The organism is Sphingobium bisphenolivorans (assembly GCF_000412635.1).
Taxonomy (GTDB): domain Bacteria; phylum Pseudomonadota; class Alphaproteobacteria; order Sphingomonadales; family Sphingomonadaceae; genus Sphingobium; species Sphingobium bisphenolivorans.
In genome coordinates, this window is the sequence record NZ_ASTG01000010.1 from 91,608 (window position 1) to 111,788 (window position 20,181).

The 20,181-nt window shown below is 64.7% G+C and carries 18 protein-coding genes; 7 read left to right on the forward strand and 11 right to left on the reverse strand.

The window, feature by feature from the left end; all coding sequences use genetic code 11:
• Positions 1-111: 111 nt before the first annotated feature.
• A complete protein-coding gene (locus L858_RS0109290) occupies positions 112-954 on the reverse strand; it encodes an SDR family oxidoreductase (RefSeq protein ID WP_022682876.1) in 843 nt (280 codons plus the stop codon).
• Positions 951-1,559, reverse strand: a complete 609-nt coding sequence (folE, locus tag L858_RS0109295) for a GTP cyclohydrolase I FolE (RefSeq protein WP_028055979.1) — start codon at positions 1,557-1,559, stop codon at positions 951-953. Before folE ends, L858_RS0109290 begins: the two co-directional genes overlap by 4 nt.
• A gap of 163 nt (positions 1,560-1,722) precedes the next feature.
• Here folE and L858_RS0109300 point away from each other — a divergent pair, with 163 nt between their 5' ends.
• On the forward strand, positions 1,723-2,313 hold the full coding sequence (locus tag L858_RS0109300) for a nucleotidyltransferase family protein (RefSeq protein WP_022682878.1): 591 nt from the start codon (positions 1,723-1,725) through the stop codon (positions 2,311-2,313).
• Positions 2,314-2,318: 5 nt separating this feature from the next.
• On the opposite strand, the gene L858_RS0109305 is transcribed toward L858_RS0109300, so the two are convergent.
• The gene (locus L858_RS0109305) at positions 2,319-3,986 is read right to left on the reverse strand and encodes an MFS transporter (RefSeq protein ID WP_022682879.1); all 1,668 of its coding nucleotides are present in this window, start codon (positions 3,984-3,986) and stop codon (positions 2,319-2,321) included.
• Between the two features lie 126 nt (positions 3,987-4,112).
• Here L858_RS0109305 and L858_RS0109310 point away from each other — a divergent pair, with 126 nt between their 5' ends.
• The 5 genes from L858_RS0109310 (at position 4,113) to pgl (ending at position 10,053) form a co-directional block, all read left to right on the forward strand.
• Entirely contained in the window at positions 4,113-5,321 is a 1,209-nt protein-coding gene (locus L858_RS0109310) for an acetyl-CoA C-acetyltransferase (RefSeq protein WP_022682880.1), read from the forward strand.
• A 244-nt stretch (positions 5,322-5,565) separates the two neighbouring features.
• Complete coding sequence (locus tag L858_RS0109315; protein ID WP_022682881.1) at positions 5,566-7,743, forward strand: 3-hydroxyacyl-CoA dehydrogenase NAD-binding domain-containing protein; 2,178 nt, start codon at positions 5,566-5,568, stop codon at positions 7,741-7,743.
• A 140-nt stretch (positions 7,744-7,883) separates the two neighbouring features.
• Entirely contained in the window at positions 7,884-8,888 is a 1,005-nt protein-coding gene (gene galE, locus L858_RS0109320) for a UDP-glucose 4-epimerase GalE (protein ID WP_022682882.1), read from the forward strand.
• Positions 8,885-9,358, forward strand: coding sequence for a YbaK/EbsC family protein (locus tag L858_RS0109325; RefSeq protein WP_022682883.1), 474 nt, complete (start codon positions 8,885-8,887; stop codon positions 9,356-9,358). Before galE ends, L858_RS0109325 begins: the two co-directional genes overlap by 4 nt.
• A 5-nt stretch (positions 9,359-9,363) precedes the next feature.
• Complete coding sequence (gene pgl, locus L858_RS0109330) at positions 9,364-10,053, forward strand: 6-phosphogluconolactonase (protein ID WP_022682884.1); 690 nt, start codon at positions 9,364-9,366, stop codon at positions 10,051-10,053.
• A 3-nt stretch (positions 10,054-10,056) separates the two neighbouring features.
• On the opposite strand, the gene L858_RS0109335 is transcribed toward pgl, so the two are convergent.
• Positions 10,057-10,320, reverse strand: a complete 264-nt coding sequence (locus L858_RS0109335) for a hypothetical protein (RefSeq protein ID WP_022682885.1) — start codon at positions 10,318-10,320, stop codon at positions 10,057-10,059.
• Between the two features lie 56 nt (positions 10,321-10,376).
• On the opposite strand from L858_RS0109335, the gene L858_RS0109340 reads away from it, so the two are divergent.
• Positions 10,377-11,519 carry an aminotransferase class I/II-fold pyridoxal phosphate-dependent enzyme gene (locus tag L858_RS0109340; RefSeq protein ID WP_022682886.1) on the forward strand — a complete coding sequence of 381 codons (1,143 nt, stop codon included), beginning with the start codon at positions 10,377-10,379 and terminating at the stop codon, positions 11,517-11,519.
• 135 nt (positions 11,520-11,654) lie between these two features.
• Here the strand turns inward: L858_RS0109340 and L858_RS0109345 are convergent, their stop codons facing one another.
• From L858_RS0109345 to nuoL, 7 genes are read right to left on the reverse strand one after another with little or no spacing between them, the layout of a single operon-like run.
• Positions 11,655-11,921 (reverse strand): DUF1467 family protein, encoded by a 267-nt coding sequence (locus L858_RS0109345; RefSeq protein ID WP_022682887.1) that lies wholly within the window; start codon positions 11,919-11,921, stop codon positions 11,655-11,657.
• A 10-nt stretch (positions 11,922-11,931) separates the two neighbouring features.
• The gene (locus tag L858_RS0109350) at positions 11,932-13,569 is read right to left on the reverse strand and encodes a ribonuclease J (protein WP_022682888.1); all 1,638 of its coding nucleotides are present in this window, start codon (positions 13,567-13,569) and stop codon (positions 11,932-11,934) included.
• Positions 13,569-14,348, reverse strand: coding sequence for a type III pantothenate kinase (locus L858_RS0109355; RefSeq protein ID WP_022682889.1), 780 nt, complete (start codon positions 14,346-14,348; stop codon positions 13,569-13,571). Before L858_RS0109355 ends, L858_RS0109350 begins: the two co-directional genes overlap by 1 nt.
• A gap of 17 nt (positions 14,349-14,365) precedes the next feature.
• Positions 14,366-15,064 carry a biotin--[acetyl-CoA-carboxylase] ligase gene (locus tag L858_RS0109360; protein ID WP_274518602.1) on the reverse strand — a complete coding sequence of 233 codons (699 nt, stop codon included), beginning with the start codon at positions 15,062-15,064 and terminating at the stop codon, positions 14,366-14,368.
• 5 nt (positions 15,065-15,069) lie between these two features.
• Complete coding sequence (gene nuoN / locus L858_RS0109365; protein ID WP_022682891.1) at positions 15,070-16,506, reverse strand: NADH-quinone oxidoreductase subunit NuoN; 1,437 nt, start codon at positions 16,504-16,506, stop codon at positions 15,070-15,072.
• Positions 16,506-18,062, reverse strand: a complete 1,557-nt coding sequence (locus tag L858_RS0109370) for an NADH-quinone oxidoreductase subunit M (RefSeq protein ID WP_022682892.1) — start codon at positions 18,060-18,062, stop codon at positions 16,506-16,508. The genes nuoN and L858_RS0109370 overlap by 1 nt, the downstream gene beginning before the upstream one ends.
• Complete coding sequence (nuoL, locus tag L858_RS0109375) at positions 18,062-20,176, reverse strand: NADH-quinone oxidoreductase subunit L (RefSeq protein WP_022682893.1); 2,115 nt, start codon at positions 20,174-20,176, stop codon at positions 18,062-18,064. Before nuoL ends, L858_RS0109370 begins: the two co-directional genes overlap by 1 nt.
• Positions 20,177-20,181 lie beyond the last annotated feature (5 nt).

Sequence of the window (20,181 nt, forward strand, 5' to 3'; positions counted from 1 at the left end):
CGTTTCCTTTTCATATCGGTTCCCCATACCGGGCCGGACGCGTGACGTCGATTGGCTTTAGGAGCATTTTCAGCGCGCTTTGTCCAAAGGAAGTCGGAACCGCTACCTGGCCTAACGAGCGAGATGCATGAAGTCCTGCTCATAGCTGCGCAGATGAGCGCCGCCGTCGACATAAAGGGTCTGGCCCGTCACCGCGGTCGCGGCTGCCAGAAACAACACACTCTCGGCGATCTGTTCCGCCTGCGGCAGGCGAGCGAGCGGCATCATCTCGGCTAACCGTTCGATCTGGCCTTCGTCATAGTCGGGCGTGGCGATCGTCAGCCCAGGCGCGACGGCGTTCACCCGCACTTGCGGCGCCATGCTGGAAGCGGACAAACGGGTCAGTCCCGCCAGCGCCATCTTCGAGAGGGTGTAGGCCAGTTGGTCCCCGTGCGGATGGTCGATCCGCTGATCGAGGATATTGATGATGCAGCGGTCGCCCGAGCCGGCCGGTACTGTCGCGAAGGCCTTCGTCAGCAGCGTCGGCGCGGCGCAATTCACTGCATAGTGCCGCATCAGATCATCGGCCCTCACATCGTTCAGCCGATCCTGCCCGAAGATCGCGGCGCTGTTGACCAGCACGTCCGGCGGTCGGCCGAACCGCTCGGCCACCAATGCAATCAGTTCCTCCGCGCTTTCCGGATCGGCGAAGTCGGCGGTGAAGCCGTCCCATTCGGTGCCATTCTCCTCCAGCGTAAGGGCAAGCGCGGAGTCTAGCCGGGTATCATGGCTGCCGTGGATGGCGATTGAATAACCCGCGCGCGCGAAAGCGCCGGCAATGATGCCGCCCAGCCGGCGATGTCCGCCTGTAACGAGAACCAACCGCTTCTGCGCGAGGGGAAGAGACCCGCGCGCATCTGCCTTCCTAAACGCACCGCCGAGCGGCCGATAGCCCGGATCGCCCTCTTCGCTCACGAATCGATCAGTTTCAGCACTTCTTCGCGGCTCTTAACATCATCGCGGAAGACACCGAGCATACGACTGGTTTTCATGATGACGTTGGGCGTCCGAACGCCACGGCCAGTCATGCAGCCATGGGTCGCCTCGACCACCACGGCCACGCCTTGGGGCTTCAGATGCTCCCAGATGCAGTTCGCCACTTCCGACGTCAGGCGCTCCTGCACCTGAAGGCGGTTGGCGAAGGCATGCACCACGCGCGCGAGCTTGGAGATGCCCACCACATACTGGTCCGGCAGATAAGCGACATGAGCGCGCCCGATAATCGGCGCCATATGATGTTCGCAGTGCGACTGGAAAGGAATATCCTTCAGCAGGACGATATCGTCATAGCCGCCGACTTCGTGAAATATCCGCGAAAGATGATAGGCGGGATCGTCGTCATAGCCGCGGCAATATTCCTTCCAGGCGCGCGCGACGCGTTCAGGCGTCTCCAGCAAACCTTCCCTTTCCGGCTGATCACCCGACCAGCGGATCAGCGTCCGGATCGCCTCCGCGACATTCTCAGGAACTGGGATCTTGAGCGATTCGCCCACGCTTTCGGCATCAGGGTCATATTCCACGGCCTGCCACTCCTTTTTCTTCGTCACAGCCATATGGCGTGCCGACTTGCGGAGCGCTACCCCTTTAAGTCTGCTCGAGACTTTCCTTTTCGCATCCCCGCAGATGCGATGAAGGAAGACATGGCTGTCGGCAGCCGACAATAAGCGCTAGCTTCCCATCCGCATGCGAACCGAACATATCGCCGCCGTCCTTCTTGCCGCTGGCACATCCTCCCGCTTCGGGGAGGAAGACAAGCTGATGGCGCAGTGGCGCGGCAAGTCCGTCGCCGTCCACACGCTGGAGGCGGTCGCCTCGATCGCCTTTGCCGAACTGGTCGCCGTGGTGCGGCCATTCGCGCAGGCTCCGGAGCTTCATCGCAGGCTGGAGCGGCGAGGATACAGCATCGTCGTCAACGACCGGTCGGAAGAAGGAATGTCCGCCAGCATCGTCAGGGCTGTCCAGCATGTCCAGCCGATCCGGAGATGCCGGGGCATATTGATATGCCTGGCGGACATGCCCGACGTGCCGCAAACCCATTATAACCGCATCTGCATGGCTGCTCAGGACAGTCGATCGGTGGTGGCGAGCACGGACGGATTTTCCTCTTCACCGCCCGCCTTCATCGGTCGCAAGCATTTCCCCGAACTGCTGGCGCTTCGCGGCGATCAGGGCGCGCGCGCGCTGCTGAGCCACGGCATCCAGATCGAGGCCATGACCGCCTGTCTGCGCGACATCGACACGCCCGAGGATCTGCTGGACGGCAAGCCGCTGTAAATCGTTCAGCTGGAGCGGGTCGGATCGGTCAGCGGATCGCCCATCTCGCGCGGGTCGGCGAAGCGGCCGAGCGGCAGAGAACCCGTCTGCCGCTCCAGCATCCGGTGAACCACCAACGGCCTGCTTCCCGAATGAAGCCCCATTAGCGCGTCGGCATTCGCCTGGTCGGCGACGGTGCGCCGGCTATTATGGCGGACATAGTCGAGCCAGGTGGAAACATGGTAGCGCTCGACCCACAATTCCGGATCGCCGAGGTCACGCAGCAGCGACCAGCCATGAGCTCCATCCCGGCGCCTGATCCGACGGCGTTCGCTCATGGCTGCGAGGAAGGGGACCACGGAGCCGCTCGGGATGCGATATTCGATCGTCACCACGACGGGCCCGCTGCGCGGCTCGATGGGCACCGCGGTTTCCGGTTCGCGCCAGAAATGGAGATCGAGATTCTCGTCGCCCGCTTGCATCAATGGGCGGACAAAGCCGATAGCCGCTGCCGCCACTTGCACCCCGCTCGCGACATATAATGCTTCCGCGACACCGTAGCGCTCTGCCAAGTGCCCGAACACCCAGGCCCCGACCGCCATGCCTCCGAACGCCACCATCTGGTAAAGGGCCACCGCGCGGGCGACCACCCAGCGCGGCGCGGACATTTGGACGGAGACGTTGAACGTCGAAAGAGCGATGACCCAGCCCGCCCCTGCCAGCAGCAGGCCGGCAAGGGTGAGCAGCAGCAAGCCGCTGAACCCCATCAACGCGACACCGGCAGCGACCGCGATCGAAGAACAGCGCACGATGGTCTCGATCGAATAGCGCTCGCGCAGTTTTCTGGTGGAAAGCGCGCCCAGCACTGCGCCGAAGCCGAAAGCGCCGCTAAGGGCGCCGAAGGTCAGCGCGCCGCCGCCCAGAAGATCGCGTGCGACCAGCGGCATCATGGCGGAGACCGCACTGGCGCCAAACCCGAAGACGCCGGCGCGAAGCAGGACCAACTGAATCTTGGGCGACATCGCGACATAGCGGAGGCCTGCGCGCATCGCTTCCCCCAGCTTTTCGCGGGGCAGTAGTTTGGGTGTCCGGTCCGGACTCCACCGCAGAAGGACCACGACAAGGCCGATATAGGTCACGGCGTTGGTGAGGAAGGCAGCCGCCGCACCAGCCGCTGCGACGATGATGCCGCCCAGTCCCGGTCCCAGGCTTCGCGCCAGGTTGAAGCCCATGCTGTTGAGCGACACGGCGTGCGGCAGGGACGAACGCGGCACCATGTCCCCGACCGCAGCTTGCCACGCCGGGCCGTTGATGGCGGTGGCGCAGCCGATCAGGAAGGTGAAGCTCAACAAGGTCCAGGGAGTGAGCATACCCCACCAGGCGAAGAGAGCGAGTGTCGCTGAGACGATGAGCATCGCCACTTGGCAGGAGAGCATCACGAGGCGGCGGTCGAGATTGTCGGCCACCGCTCCAGCCCAGAGGGAAAGGAGCATGATCGGCAAGGTGGTCGCGGCCGGAACCAGGGCGACCAGCTGGGGCGAACCTGAAAGCGAGGTCATCATCCAGCTGGCGCCGACCGACTGGATCAGGCCGCCGAAATTCGAAGCAAGGCTGGCGAACCATACCGCGCGAAAGATCGGGATGGAGAAAGGCGACGGAGCGCGGTTTGGGTCGGCCTCTGACACGGGAGCCATCAAGCGGAATTGGGGCGGAGCGTCAATTCCATGAATAAGATGGCGAGGTAAAATATGGGATAGAGCAATGGGGCTTGCACTTTACGTTAACGTAAATACATTGACGGCCAGCGAGAGGAACGAGGCATGGAAGCTTTTATCTACGAGGCTGTCAGGACGCCGCGGGGTCGGGGCAAGTCCGACGGGTCGCTGCACGAGATTACCCCGATCCAACTGGCGACTCAGGTACTGGAGGCGGTGCGCGACCGGACGGAGATCGACACCGCCGACGTGGATGACGTGATCCTGGGCTGCGTCAGCCCGGTCGGCGAACAGGGCGCGGATATCGCCCGCGTCGCGGTGCTGAACGCAGATTATGCGCAAACCGTGCCGGGGGTGCAGATCAACCGTTTCTGCGCGTCGGGGCTGGAGGCCGTGAACATGGCCGCGGCGAAAATCTATTCGGGCGAAGCGGGCCTCGCGATTGGCGGCGGGGTCGAGTCGATGAGCCGGGTGCCGATGGCGTCCGACGGGGGCGCCTGGGCGATGGACCCGGCGGTCGCCTACAAGACCTATTTCGCGCCGCAGGGTATCGGGGCCGATGTGATCGCGACCAAGTTCGGCATCAGCCGCGACGATGCGGACGCCTATGCGGTGGAGAGCCAGCGAAGGGCCAAGACGGCCTGGGACGAAGGGCGGTTCGCAAAGTCGATCGTGCCGGTGCGGGACGTGATCGGGCAAGTGGTGCTGGACCATGACGAGCATATGCGGCCGGACGCGACGATGCAGTCGCTGGGCGCGCTGAAGCCGAGCTTTGCCGCGATGGGCGAGGAAATGCCGGGCTTCGATACGGTCGCTTTGCTGCGCTATCCGGAACTGGAGCGGGTCAACCATATCCACCATGCCGGCAACAGCAGCGGCATCGTCGATGGCGCCGCTGCGGTGCTGGTCGGCAACAGGGAGATGGGCGAGAAATATGGCCTGAAGCCGCGCGCCCGGATCAAGGCGATGGCATCGATCGGGTCGGAGCCGCTGATCATGCTGACCGGCCCGGAATATGTCGCGGGCAAGCTGCTCAACCGGGCGCGGATGAGCAAGGCCGACATCGACCTGTGGGAACTGAACGAGGCCTTCGCCAGCGTGGTGCTGCGCTACATGCAGGCGATGGACCTGGACCATCAGCAGATCAATGTGAACGGCGGCGCGATCGCCATGGGGCATCCGTTGGGCGCGACCGGCGCGATGGTGCTGGGCACGGCGTTGGATGAACTGGAGCGGACCGGCAAGGGCACCGCGCTGGTCAATCTCTGCGTCGGCGCGGGGATGGGCACCGGGATCATCATCGAGCGGGTTTGAGGGGAGCAGGTCGATGGGCGCGCGCGTGCTTCGACAGGCTCGGTACGAACGGAGATCGGGGAAGGCATGCCGTGTGTTGGAGCAACGTTCATTCATTCCGTCACCCCGGGCCTGATCCGGGGTCCCGCTTCCTTGTTCGCCTTGCCGGAAGAAAAGCGGGATCCCGGATCAAGTCCGGGATGACGGCTTTACCAAGGGCAGAATTTGGGCTGGGCGCAGCAGGCGGTTGAGAGGTAGAAAGATCATGAACAGCATCAAGTTCGACGTCGACGCCGACGGTATCGCCACCCTGACCATCGACGTGCCGGATCAGTCGATGAACGTCATCGGCCCGGATTTTCTGGCCGATCTGGACGCGGCGGTCACGCGCATTGCGTCGGAAGAGGCGATCAAGGGGGCGGTGATCGCTTCGGGCAAGGACAGCGCGTTCATGGCTGGCATGGACCTGAAATTTTTCGGCTCGATGCTGGCGAGCGAGAGCGGCAGGCGCCCTGCTCTTGCCGAGATATTCGACAAGGTCTTCGTGCTGAACCAGCTGTTCCGACGTATCGAAACCTGCGGCAAGCCGGTGGCCTGCGCCATCGAGGGCACCTGCGTCGGCGGCGGCTTCGAGCTGGCGCTGGCCTGCCATCGGCGCGTGGTTGGGGACAGTCCGAAGACGCAGCTGGGCCTGCCGGAGATATTGATAGGCCTGTTCCCCGGCGGCGGCGGATCGCAGCGGCTGCCGCGCATCATGGGGGTGCAGGCGGCGCTGATGTATATGTTGCAGGGCAAGCTGTTCCGCCCGGCCGAAGCGGCGATGCTGAAGGTGGTGGACGAGGTGGTGCCGCAGGGCACGGCGGTCGCAAAGGCGAAGGAATGGGTGAAGGCCAATCCGTCGGCCTTCGTGCAGCCGTGGGACGTCAAGGGCTTCAAATTTCCCGGCGGCGCGGGCGGGTTCAATCCGGCGTTCGTGCAGACCATGGCGGGCGCTCTGCCGATGACGCTGAAGCAGGCCCAGCAAAACATGAACGCGCCGATCGCCCTGCTGTCGGCAGTCTATGAGGGCACGTCCCTGCCCTTCGATCGCGCGATCAGGGTGGAGAGCAAATATTTCGCGAAGGTCGCGGCGGATCCGCAGGCGGCGAACATGATCCGCAGCCTGTTCGTCAACAAGCAGGCGGCGGAGCGCGGTGCGCGGCGGCCCAAGGGCCAGCCCAAGGCCCCTACCCGCAAGCTCGCCATGCTGGGCGCGGGCATGATGGGCGCGGGTATCGCCACCGTCGCCGCGCAGGCGGGCATGGAGGTGGTGCTGTTCGACCGCGATCAGGCCTATGCCGATAAGGGCAAGGCCCATGTCGAGGAGCAGCTGAAGAAGCGCATCGGCAGGGGCATGACGCCCGAGAAGGTGGCGGAGGTGCTGGCACGGGTGACGCCGACCACCGACTATGGCGCGCTCGCCGGAGCCGACTTCGTGATCGAGGCGGTGTTCGAGGATGTCGGGATCAAGGCCGAGGTGACGAAGAAGGTCGAGGAGGTGCTGGGCGCGGATGTGATCTTCGGCTCCAACACCTCCACCCTGCCGATCACGAAGCTGGCGGGAGCGTGGTCCAGGCCGGACAATTTCATCGGCATCCACTTCTTCTCCCCGGTGGAGAAGATGCCGCTGGTGGAGATCATCCTGGGCAAGCAGACCGGCCCCGCCGCCATCGCCAAGGCAATCGATTTCGTCTCGCAGATCAGGAAGACGCCGATCGTCGTCAATGACTCGCGTGGCTTCTACACCTCGCGCTGCTTCAGCACCTATGTGCAGGAGGGGATCGAGATGGTGGCCGAGGGGGTCAATCCGGCGCTGATCGAGAATGCCGGGCGGCAGCTGGGCATGCCCGTCGGACCGCTGGCGGTCGGCGACGAGGTGTCGATCGAACTGGGATACAAGATATTGGTGGCGGCCAGAAAGGAACTGGGCGACGCCTATGTCGCGCAGGCGTCCGACGCGGTGATCGAGCGGATGGTCGAACTGGGCCGGCTGGGACGCAAGAATGGCAAGGGCTGGTACGACTATCCCGAGGGCGGGAAGAAGCATCTGTGGCCGGGGCTGCAGGAGATGTTCCCCCATGCCGCCGTGCAACCGGATGTGGAGGCGGTGAAGGAGCGGCTGCTCTACCGCCAGTTGGTGGAATGCGCGCGCTGCTTCGAGGAGGGCGTGCTGGAAACGCCGGAGGATGGCGATATTGGCGCGATCTTCGGCTGGGGCTTCGCGCCCTGGACCGGTGGGCCGTTCAGCCACATGGACACGGTCGGGATCGGCCATGTCGTCGCCGTGCTGGAGCGGCTGGCGGAGCGGCATGGCGATCGCTTCGCGCCCACGGTGCAGCTGCAGGACATGGCCGCGAGCGGCGCGACTTTCTATCACCCCGCTTCGTCTCGCGCTGCGGCGTGAATGGGGTGTCCTTCGGACGATCAGTGGGTTAGGCCTTAGCCAAACAACGTGCTCCTGGGAAAGCAGGAGTCCAGTTCCACCGTTCGGACTGGGCTCCCGCTTTCGCAGAAGCACAATTCAGATAGGTAAGGCCATAATATATGAGCGAAAAGCCGACGGTTCTGGTGACGGGCGGGGCGGGCTATATCGGTAGCCATGCGGTGCTGGCGCTGCGTGACGCGGGCTATGGCGTGGTAGTGATCGACAATCTGGTGACCGGGTTTCGCTGGGCAGTACCGGACGGCGTAGCGTTCGTCGAAGGCGACATTGCCGATCAGCCACTGGTGCAGAAGGCCCTGCGGACGCATGACGTCAAGGCGGTCATGCATTTCGCAGGGTCAGTGGTCGTGCCGGAATCGGTCGAGAATCCGCTGAAATATTATCACAACAACAGCGCCAAGACCCGCGACCTGATCGAAAGCGCGGTGACCGTCGGCGTGCCGCATTTCATCTTTTCCTCGACGGCGGCGACCTATGGCATTCCGGAGGAAAGCCCGGTCAGGGAGACGACGCCACAGCGGCCGATCAATCCCTATGGCATGTCGAAGCTGATGACCGAATATATGCTGCGCGACGTGAGCGCGGCGCACCCGATGAATTTCTGCGCGCTGCGTTATTTCAACGTCGCAGGCGCCGATCCGCAGGGGCGGACGGGGCAATCAACGGCGGGCGCGACGCACCTCATCAAGGTGGCGGTCGAGGCGGCGCTGGGCAAGCGGTCGGCGGTGTCGGTGTTCGGGACGGACTTCGACACGCCCGATGGCACGGGCGTGCGCGACTATATCCATGTCACCGACCTGGCGGCGGCGCATGTGCTGGCACTGGAGGCACTGATGGCGAAACCCGAGCAGAATTATCTGCTCAACTGCGGCTATGGGCGCGGCTTTTCGGTGCTGGAGGTGCTGGACGCGGTCGATCGGGTGACGAACATGAAGATCGAGCGGCGGCTGGAAGGGCGTCGCGCGGGCGACCCGGATTCGCTGATTTCCGATAACCGGGCGATCATGGGTGAGTTTCCGTGGGAGCCGCGCTATGCCGATCTGGATCAGATCGTGACGCACGCGCTCGCCTGGGAGCGCAAGCTGACCGAGATTCGCGGGGCATGAGCGAAGAGTCCGTAAGGGCCTTCTTCTCTGCCCATGCTCCGGACGTCGCGGTCATCGATCAGGGGGTGAGTGTCGCCACCGTGGCCGAGGCGGCGGTGGCGCTGGGCGTCGTTCCGGCGCGGATCGCCAAGACGCTGTCGCTGCGGATCGCGGATGAGGTCGCTCTGGTCGTGGCGCGGGGCGACGCACGGATCAACAATGGCAAGGCGAAGGCTGCGCTGGGCGCGAAGCCGCGCATGCTGGGACTGGAGGAGGTGGAGGCCCTGACCGGGCATCCGGTCGGCGGGGTCTGCCCGTTCGGCCTCGCCTCTCCGCTGCCCGTCTACTGCGATATAAGCTTGCAGGCGTTCGAGACGGTGTTTCCGGCGGCGGGGTCGCGGACGACGTCGATGGAGCTGACCCCTGCCCGGCTGGCGGAGCTGACGGGTGCGCGGTGGATCGACATTTGCACGCTGCCTGACGAGGATTGAGCGACATGCCTACGGAACATCTTTTCATTGATGGCGAACTGGCGGCGGCGGACATGGCGCGGCGAATCGCGGCGCTGCTGGGCGAGGCAATAGCGGCGCGCGGCGTGGCGACGATTGCGCTGTCGGGCGGGCGGTCGCCGCGGCCGATGCTGCAGACGCTGTCGCGGGCGGCGCTCGATTGGGCCAAGGTGATCGTGACACTGGTCGATGAGCGCTGGGTTGCGCCCGACGATGCGGACAGCAATGAGCGGCTGGTGCGGGAGACGTTGCTTCAGGGGGCGGCGGCGGGCGCTCGATTCGTGCCGATGAAGAATGATGCGGCGGATGCCTATGGGGGGCAAGCGGCGTGCGAGGCGGCCTATGCGGCGCTGCCCTGGCCGCTCGACATCATGTTGCTGGGCATGGGCGAGGATGGGCATACGGCTTCACTGTTTCCCGGCGCGGCGGAATTGCCGAAGGGACTATCGACGCAGGCGTTGACACTGGCGGTGACGCCGCCCGCCGCGCCGCATCAGCGCCTGTCGCTGAGCGCTGCGGCGATCTTGAAGAGCCGGCATATTTTTCTTCAGATCGGGGGCGCCGCGAAGAAAGCCGTCTATGATCGCGCGCTGGCGGGCGAGGCGATGGAGGAACTGCCGATCCGGCTGGCGCTGTGCCAGCACAAGGTGTCGGTGGAGGTCTGGATCTCCGAGTGACCCTCAGTCTCTCGGCTTGTGCTTCGAGATCAGATAGCGCCAGACGCCGACCAGGTTGATGAACAGCAGCGCGATATTCTGATAGCCGATGCCTTCGCTGTCCTCCTGAAAGAAGCCCCATCCGATCAGGGCGATCGAGGAGGTGACGAACAGCACGAAGGCCCAGCCGGTGATGCGGCGGCCAAGGTTGAGGGAGACTATCAGGGCGGCGAGCGTGGCTGCTCCGGCGCCATAATATTGGAGGGCGTCGAGGATGGTTTCATTCATCACGGCGCTAACGCGGCAATTGTGACAAGGTTGCGGCGCGCGTAAGAAGCGGCATCATGATTGCGCAGATCGACCCTTTTCACGCCATTGCCATCAGCCGCGAAGCCCATGCCCTGGAGGCGGAGGGGCGCTCCATCCTGCACATGGAATTCGGGCAGCCCTCGACCGGAGCGCCCGCCGCCGCCATCGCCGCGGCGCATCAGGTGCTGGACAGCGATCCGATGGGCTATTGGGAGAGCGCGGCGCTCAAGGCGCGGATCGCAGGGCATTATCGCGAGCGCTATGGCGTGGCGGTGGACGCGGAGCAGGTGCTGCTGACCTGCGGGGCGTCGCCTGGGCTGGTGCTGGGGCTGGGCTGCCTGTTCGCGCCCGGCGCGCGGGTGGCGACGGCGCGGCCGGGCTATGTCGCCTACCGCAACGTGCTGAAGGCGCTGTATCTGGAGGTGGAGGAAGTCGCCTGCGGGCCGGAGGAGCGCTACCAGATCAGCGCGGCGGCGCTGGAGGCGCTGGAGCCGGCGCCCGACGGGGTGATCATCGCCAGTCCGGCCAACCCGACCGGCACGATCATCCCTCCGGCAGAACTGGCGCGGATCGCAGCGGTCTGCGGGGCGCGGGGCATCAGGATCGTGTCGGACGAGATTTATCACGGGCTGTCGTTCGGCGCGCCGGCGCGATCGATGCTGGAGTTCGCGCCCGATGCGGTGGTGGTGAACAGCTTTTCCAAATATTTCTCGATGGCGGGGTGGCGGCTCGGCTGGGTGGTCGTGCCACAGGACCTGATCGACGCGGCGCGGGCGCGGATGGGCAATCTGTTCCTGACGCCCCCTTCCCTCGCGCAGCATGCGGGCCTCAAGGCGTTCGACTGCGTTGAGGAGCTGGAGGGGCATGTCGCGACCTATCGGCGGAACCGCGAGCTGCTGCTGGCGGCGCTGCCTGCGCTGGGGCTGAAGGAGATCGCGCCGCCCGATGGGGCCTTCTACATCTATGCCGATGTGGGGCATCTGACGGACGACAGCCTTGCCTTCTGCCAGAAGCTGCTGCGCGAGACGGGCGTGGCGACGGCGCCGGGGATCGACTTCGATCCCGTCGAGGGGCGGCGGCATATCCGCTTCAGCTTTGCCGTCTCGACCGACCGGGTGGAGGATGCGATCGCGCGGATGATCCCCTGGTTCGCGGCGCAGGCGCGACGCACAGATTGATCCATTATGGATGAAAGTCCCTCGCCTCGCTCTGGACGCCGCGCGCCATTGCTCTAATCGCAGCGCGGCGACCCGAAGCTTTCACGATGTGAGAAGCTGCTCGGCCCGGTAGCTGATGCTGCCGGGCCTTTTTCCTTAGCGCGGGACGAAATGCTTCCAGCTGTCGAGCGTCAGCCAGCCCTGCACGTAATTGGCATAGTATAGGCCGAACAGCAGCGCCGACAGGATCGTCGCGCGCAACGCCACCACGCCCGGCCGGAAGTTGCTGGGCGCGCTGTCGGCCTGCCCCTTGAGCAGCACTTCCCCGGTTTCGTCGGGCGTGCGGATACCGAAGGGCATGACCAGGAACGCGCTGATCACCCAGAACAGCACATAGATGGCGAAGATGGCGTACCAGTTCATGGCAAGCGCTTTAAGCGCGAATGAGCAGCACGTCCACCACCGGCTTCTTTCCGGTCCAGCGGGTGGCGGTGCGGCGAACGGCAAGGCGCACACGCTCGCGCAGCGCTTCCTCCTCCTGCGACCCCTTGGCGATGACCCCGGCGGCTTCCTCAGCCGCTTCCTCGAGGAAAGCGGCCTTGTCTTCCTCGACGGGCACGCCCTGGGTGCGCAGCGCCGGACGGCCGATCAGGCGGCCCTTTCCGTCCAGTGCGACGGCGACGCTGATCTGCCCGTGCAGCGCCACCTTCCGCCGCTCGTTCATGGTCGCGCCGTCGGCCGGCAGGATGACGTCGCCGTCAAGCACCAGCCGCCCGGTGGACTGGCTGCCGATAATCTCTGGCCCATTGGGCGCGAGGCGCAGCAGGTCGCCGTTGGACTGGACGACCGCATGCGGGATGCCGGTGGAAAGGCCGAGCCGCGCCTGCTCAGCCATGTGGCGGCGCTCCCCGTGCACGGGCAGCAGGATTTGCGGGCGGACCCAGCGATACATCGCCTCCAGCTCCGGTCGGCCGGGGTGACCGGAAACGTGGACCTCCGCCTGACGATCCGTCACCATCAGCACGCCCTTGGCCGCGAGCGCATTCTGGATGCGGCCGATGGCGATCTCGTTGCCGGGGATCTGCTTGGAGGAGAAGACGACGAGGTCGCCTTCGGTCAGCTTGATCGGGTGGCTGTCGAAAGCGATGCGGGAGAGCGCGGCACGCGCCTCCCCCTGCCCGCCGGTCGCGATGATCATCACCTCATTATGCGGAAGCGCCATCGCGTCTTCCCAGTCCACGGTGGGCGGAAAGTCCTTCAGATAGCCTGCCGTCCTGGCTGTCGAAATAATGCGGTCGAGCGAGCGGCCGGCGACGCAGAGCTTGCGCCCGACCGCGTTGGCGACTTCGCCCAGCGTCTGAAGCCGCGCCGCGTTCGACGCGAAGGTGGTCACCAGCACCCGCCCCTTGGCGCCGGCGATGGTCGACATCAGCCCTTCGCGCACGTCGCCTTCGGAACCGCTGGCTTCGGGGTTGAAGACATTGGTGCTGTCGCACACCAGCGCCAGCACGCCCTCGTCGCCGATGGCGGTCAGTTCCTCCGGGGTGGAGGGCTGGCCGAGCACCGGCGTCTCGTCCAGCTTCCAGTCGCCGGTATGGAAAATCTTGCCATAGGGCGTGTCGATGAGGACGGCATTGCCCTCCGGGATCGAGTGCGCCAGCGGCACATAGCGGAAGCCAAAGGGGCCGAGCGCGAAGCTGCCCTCATTGTCGATAACGTTGAGCTCGACCTCCCGCGTGAGGCCCTCCTCCTCCAGCTTCAGGCGAATGAGGCCGGCGGTGAAAGGGGTCGCATAGAGCGGCACGCCAAGATCGGCGGCGAGATAGGGAATGGCCCCGATATGATCCTCATGCCCGTGGGTCAGCACGATGCCGAGCAGGTCATCGCGCCGCTCCTCGATAAAGGCGAGGTCAGGCAGGATCAGTTCGACGCCGGGATAGGCGGGATCGGCGAAGGTGAGGCCGAGATCGACCATCACCCATTTGCCCTGGCAGCCGTAGAGATTGACATTCATGCCGATTTCACCCGACCCGCCAAGGGCCAGGAAAATCAGCTCATCACCGGGTGTCATTATGCTTTTGAACTCCGTTCGTGCAGCAGCGCCAGGCCCAGGATGGTAAGGTCGGGCGCAATCGCATCGAAAATATCACTGTTGTCGTCAAAGAGGACCGCAAGGCCCCCCGTCGAAATCACCTTGGCGGGACGGCCGATCTCCGCTCGCATGCGGGCTACCAGCCCCTCCATCATCGCCACATAGCCCCAGAAGACGCCGATATGCATCTGCGCTTCGGTGGTGCGGCCGATCACCGAACGGTTTTCCGGCGGAGCGATCGCGATCTTGGGCAGCTTGGCGGCGGCGGCGACCAGCGCGTCGAGCGACAGGTTGATGCCCGGCGCGATGATCCCGCCCTTGTACGCGCCATGATAGTCGATCACGTCGAAGGTGGTCGCCGTGCCGAAATCGATGACGATCAGGTCGCTTTGATACAGATGGTGGGCGGCGATCGCGTTTACAACCCGGTCCGCGCCGACCGAGGCAGGCTCCGCCACGTCCAGTTCGATGCCCCAATAGACCGGCGCATGCCCGGCGATGAGCGCGGTCGTCCTGAAATATTTCTCGGCGAGCACCTGAAGATTATGCAGCGCGCGGGGAACAACGGTGGCGATGATGACCGCGTCAACATCCTTGAGTGTATAGCCCTCCAGCATCAGCAGCTGGTTGAGCCAGACGGCATATTCATCCGCCGTGCGCCGGGGATCGGTCGCGATCCGCCAGCGGGCGCGGATATCCTGCCCCTCCAGAAGCGCAAAAACCACATTGGTATTGCCCGCGTCGATCGCGAGAAGCATGGCCGGTCCCCCGGATTTCAGATGAGAAGGATGTCACCGGCATGAATGGCACGGCTCTCGCCATTCGCCAAGCGCAGGATCAGCATGCCCTGGCGGTCGAGCGTGTCGAAGGTGCCTTCGATGACGTCGCCATCGGGCGGCACCACGCGCATCGGGGTGCCGGTGGGGTGGGCATTGAGCAGCCAATGGGTGCGGACCGGATCCAGCCCCTGCGCGCGCCAGATGGCAAGCCAGTGCGCAAAAAGCTCCGCCAGCCGTTCGAGCAAGGCGCCGGCTTCCGCAGCGCTGGCCTTCTGCGCGTGAAGGCTGGTAACGGGGCGATCGAGGCCCTGCGGATGGCTGGCCACATTGACGCCGATGCCCACGACAACGGCATCGCCGCTGCGCTCCAGCAGGATGCCCGCGATCTTGGCACCGTCGACCAGCACGTCATTGGGCCATTTGATCTGGGCCTGCCCCGTGCAGAGCGGCGCGATTAAGGCGTGTACGGCATTGGCCGCGACCAGCGCCAGGCTATGCGGCGGGGGATCGGCGGCGCTCAGGCGAACAAGCGTGGAGCAATAGAGATTGCCGTCCACGCTCTCCCAGGAGCGTCCCATCCGCCCGCGTCCGCCGGTCTGCCGCCCCGCGCGCAGCCATGTTCCCTCCGGAACACCCTGCCCCACCAGTGCCTGCATGTCGGCGTTGGTGGAGCCGGTTTCCTCGACGAAGCGGATCTCGCTCAGAACAGCGACGCCGCTGCCGCCGCGCTCGCCTTGTCGAGCGCAGGATTGAGCAGATAACCGAAGACGATCACTGCGGCGCAGGCCGTGAGGATGATATTTTCGACAGCGCCGCCGCGCGCCTCATAGGCCTCCGCCGGCTCATCGAAATACATCGTCTTGATGATCTTGAGATAATAGAAGGCGCCGATCACCGAGGCTGCGATGCCGAAGGCGGCGAGCGCGGTGAGGCCCGCTGCGACGGCTGCATCGAAGACAAGGAACTTGGCCCAGAAGCCGAAGAGCGGCGGGATGCCGGCCATGGAGAACATGAAGATGGCAAGCGCCGCCGCCAGCCCCTTGCGCGAGCGCGACAGGCCCGCAAGGCTGGCGATGGTTTCGACCGGACGGCCCTGCGCGTCGCGCATCTGGAGGATGCAGGCGAAGGCGCCGATCGTCATCACCACGTAGATCGCCATATAGCTCATCGTCGCGGCGACGCCGGCAGGCGTGCCGGTGGCGAGGCCGATCAGCGCGAAGCCGACATTGTTGATCGACGAATAGGCCATCAGCCGCTTGATGTTGCTCTGGCCGATCGCCGCGACCGCGCCGAACAGGATGGAGGCCAGCGCGACGAAGATCACGATCTGCTGCCAGTCGAGCCCGGCGGGACCCAGCGCCTCGATCGCGACGCGGACGGTGAGGCCCATCGCCGCAACCTTGGGGGCGCTGGCGAAGAAGGTGGTGACGGGCGTGGGCGCGCCTTCATAGACGTCGGGCGTCCACATGTGGAACGGTACGGCGCTGATCTTGAAAGCAAGGCCCGCGAGCACGAAGACCAGCCCGAACAGCTCGCCCTTGCCGACGCCATCGCCCAGCGCGACGGCGATGCCGTCGAAGCTGGTGCTGCCGGTGAAGCCGTAGAGCAGCGCCGTGCCGTAGAGCAGGATGCCGCTGGCGAGGGAACCGAGGACGAAATATTTGAGGCCCGCTTCGGAGGAACGCTCATCCTGACGCATGAAGCTGGCCAGAACATAGGCGGCGAGGCTCTGCATCTCGAGGCCGACATAGAGGGTCAGCATGTCGCCCGCCGACACCATCATGCCCATGCCGATGCTGCTGAACAGGATCAGGACGGGATATTCGGGGCGCAGCGCGCCGCCGACGATGAAGTAGCGCGGCGCGAGCAGGATCGCGCCTGCCGCCGCGGCATAGATCAGCGCCTTGGCGAAGACCGAGAAGGCGTCAGCACGGACAAGGCCATCAAAGGCGAGCGGGCCGTGGGCCAGCGAGCAGCTGAGCGCGACGCCGGCCACAGCGAGCGTCAGGACCGAGAGCCAGTTGACGACGCGCGCGGTGGCGTCGCCGCCATAAGCCGCGATCAGCATCAGGATGAGGCCGCCTGCGGTCAGGATGAGCTCCGGCAGAACGGCCAGAAGGGAAGCGGAGTCGATCATCAGTGCGCCTCCCCGTGCGCAGTTGCTTCTTCGGTGTGATGCGCCTCGGCAGCCGGAACGACCGCGCCCATCTTGATCCTGGAGTCTCCGGCCGGAGCGGCCGAGGCGATGCGCGCTTCCAGCGCACGAATGTCGGACCGCATCGGGCTGAGGAAGCTTTCGGGATAGACGCCCATCCACAGCACCGCTGCGGCGATCGGCGCGAGCAGCCACATTTCGCGGCCTGACAGGTCGGGCATCGCGGCTGCGTCGGCATTCTTCTGCTCGCCATAGGCGATGCGGCGGTAGAGGTAGAGCATGTAGGCCGCGCCCAGAATGATGCCAGTCGTGCAGACCAGCGCGACCCAGCTCGACGCCTGATAGATGCCCATCAGCGACAGGAACTCGCCGACGAAGTTGCTGGTGCCCGGCAGGCCGACCGAGGCCATGGTGAACAGCAGGAACAGCACCGCATATTTGGGCATGTTGATGGAAAGGCCGCCATAACGCGCGATCTCGCGGGTGTGCAGGCGGTCATAGATGACGCCGACGCAGAGGAACAGCGCGCCCGAGACGAGGCCGTGACCCAGCATCACCATCATCGCGCCCTCGATGCCCGCCTGGTTGAAGGCGAAGAGGCCAACGGTGACGATCGCCATGTGCGCGACCGAGGAATAGGCGATCAGCTTCTTCATGTCGGACTGCACCAGCGCGACAAGGCTGGTATAGACCACCGCCACCATCGACAGGCCCCAGACCAGCGGCGCTAGCTGCGCCGAGGCTTCGGGGAACATCGGCAGCGAGAAGCGGATGAAGCCGTAGCCGCCCATCTTCAGGAGCACGCCCGCCAGAATGACCGACCCCGCCGTTGGCGCCTGGACGTGCGCGTCGGGCAGCCAGGTGTGGACCGGCCACATCGGCATCTTGACCGCGAAGCTCGCGAAGAAGGCGAGGAACAGCCAGGTCTGGATCTTGGGATCGAAATGATAGGCCATCAGCGTCGGAATGTCGGTCGTGCCCGCTTCATGCACCATCCACATCATCGCGATCAGCATCAGCACCGAGCCGAGCAGCGTGTAGAGGAAGAATTTGTACGAAGCGTAGATGCGATCCGCGCCGCCCCAGATGCCGATGATGAGATACATCGGGATCAGGCCGGCTTCGAACATGATGTAGAAGAGGTAGAGATCCTGCGCCGTGAAGACGCCGATCATCAGCACCTCCATGAACAGGAAGGCCGCCATATATTCGCCGACGCGCTTCTCGATCGCGAGCCAACTCGCCCCGATGCAGATCGGCATCAGGAAGACGGTGAGCGCGATCAGCACGAGCGCGATGCCATCGATGCCGAGCGCCCAGGCGAAGCGGCCGAAGATCGGCGCATATTCCTGGAACTGCCATTGCGCCGCGCCCGCCGACTGGTCGAAATTGATCCAGAGGATGACGCCGAGCGCGAGATCGACCAGCGTCGCCACCAGCGCGATCAGGCGCGCCTGCGAAGCACCTGCGTAGAGACAGGCGATGGCCCCCGCCATCGGCACTGCCATCATCAGGGAAAGGATGGGGAAGCCGTCCATTATCGTGTCATCGCCCAGGTTGCGGCCGCGGCGAGGCCGATCAGCATCACCAGCGCGTAGGTATAGAGGTAGCCGGACTGAAGCCGACGGGTGACTTTGTTGCCCTGCACGACCAGCGCGGCGAGGCCGTTTGGCCCGAAGCGGTCGATGAAGCCGACGTCACCGAACTTCCAGAAGAAGCGGCCGATGGCGAAGGCAGGCTTGACGAACAGGAAGTGATACAGTTCGTCGAAATACCATTTGTTGAGCAGGAACTGATAGAGAACGCCGAATTCGGCGACGAAACGGCGCGGCCAGTCGGTATTCTTGATGTAGCTGAGCCAGGCGATCACGAAGCCCGCCAGCATCACCGCGAACGGCGAGAGCTTGACCCAGGTCGGCACTTCGTGGCTGGCGTGCATCAGATGACTGTCGAAGGCGAGCGCGCCCTTCCAGAACTCGACGCCCCCTTCAGGCCCCACGAACTGATCGTGGAAGATAAGGCCGGCAAACACCGCGCCGAGGCTCAGCACCACCAGCGGGATCAGCATGACCCAAGGGCTTTCATGCGGATGATAGCCGCCAGTGCCGCCCTGCAGCGCATGCGCGTCGGTTTCGTGGCCGTGCGGATCGTGACCCGCATTTTCCTGCGCCGGGGCATTGGCATGCTCCGACCCATGGCCATGCGTCGCATGATCGTCATGCGCCGTTTCCTCGTCCGGCGATTCATGATGGCCGTGGATCGCGTGCTGGATATGCTCCGACGCGGCCCAGCGGGCTTTTCCGAAGAAGGTGAGGAACACCAGGCGCCAGCTGTAGAAGCTGGTGAGCAGCGCCGCGAACACACCGACGAGGAACGCACCGGTGCCGGCACCTCCAGCCGCGAAGGCGGACTCCAGGATCGCGTCCTTGGAATAGAAGCCGGCGAAACCATAGCCGACGAGCGGCAGGCCGACGCCTGTGATGGCGAGCGTGCCCAGCGTCATCGTCCAGAAGGTGATCGGGATCTCCTTACGGAGAGCGCCGTAATAACGCATGTCCTGCTCATGGTGCATCGCGTGAATGACCGAGCCGGCGCCCAAGAACAGCAGCGCCTTGAAGAAGGCGTGGGTGAAGAGATGGAACATCGCCGCGCCATAGGCGCCGACGCCCGCCGCGAAGAACATATAGCCCAGCTGCGAGCAGGTCGAATAGGCGATGACGCGCTTGATGTCGTTCTGCACCGTGCCGACGGTCGCCGCGAACAGACAGGTGGCCGCGCCGATGAAGGTGACGAAGCCGAGCGCCGTCGGCGACACCTCGAACATCGGCGACAGGCGGCACACCATGAACACGCCCGCGGTCACCATGGTCGCCGCGTGGATCAGCGCCGACACGGGCGTCGGGCCTTCCATCGCGTCCGGCAGCCAGGTGTGGAGGCCAAGCTGCGCCGACTTGCCCATCGCGCCGATGAACAGCAGCAGGCAGAGCACGGTCATAGTGTCGAAACGATAGCCGAGGAAGCCGATGGTCGAACCGGCCATGGACGGGGCAGCGGCCAGGATTTCCGGGATCGAGATGGTGTTGAACACCAGATAGGTGCCGAAAATCCCCATCATGAAGCCAAGGTCGCCGACGCGGTTGACGACGAACGCCTTGATCGCGGCAGCGTTGGCAGAGGGCTTGCGGAACCAGAAGCCGATCAGCAGGTAGGAGGCAAGGCCAACGCCTTCCCAGCCAAAGAACATCTGGAGCAGATTGTTCGCCGTCACGAGCATCAGCATCGCGAAGGTGAAGAGCGACAGATAGGCGAAGAAGCGCGGCTGGTCCGGCTCCTCCTCCATATAACCCCAGCTATAGAGGTGGACGAGGCTGGACACGCTGGTGATGACCACCAGCATGACTGCCGTCATCGCGTCGACCCGCAGCGCCCATTGGGCGTCGAACGTGCCCGACTGAATCCAGGTGAAGGCGGGGACGACATAGGCTTCGGCGTGGCCGGTCAGGAAGCTGATGAAGATCGGCCAGCTCATCGCACAGGATGCGAACAGCGCGCCGGTCGTGACGATCTTGGCCGGCAGCTTGCCCAGAGCCTTGTTGCCAAGGCCGGCGATGGCAGCAGCCAGCAGCGGGAGAAGGACTATAAGCTGGATCATGACGA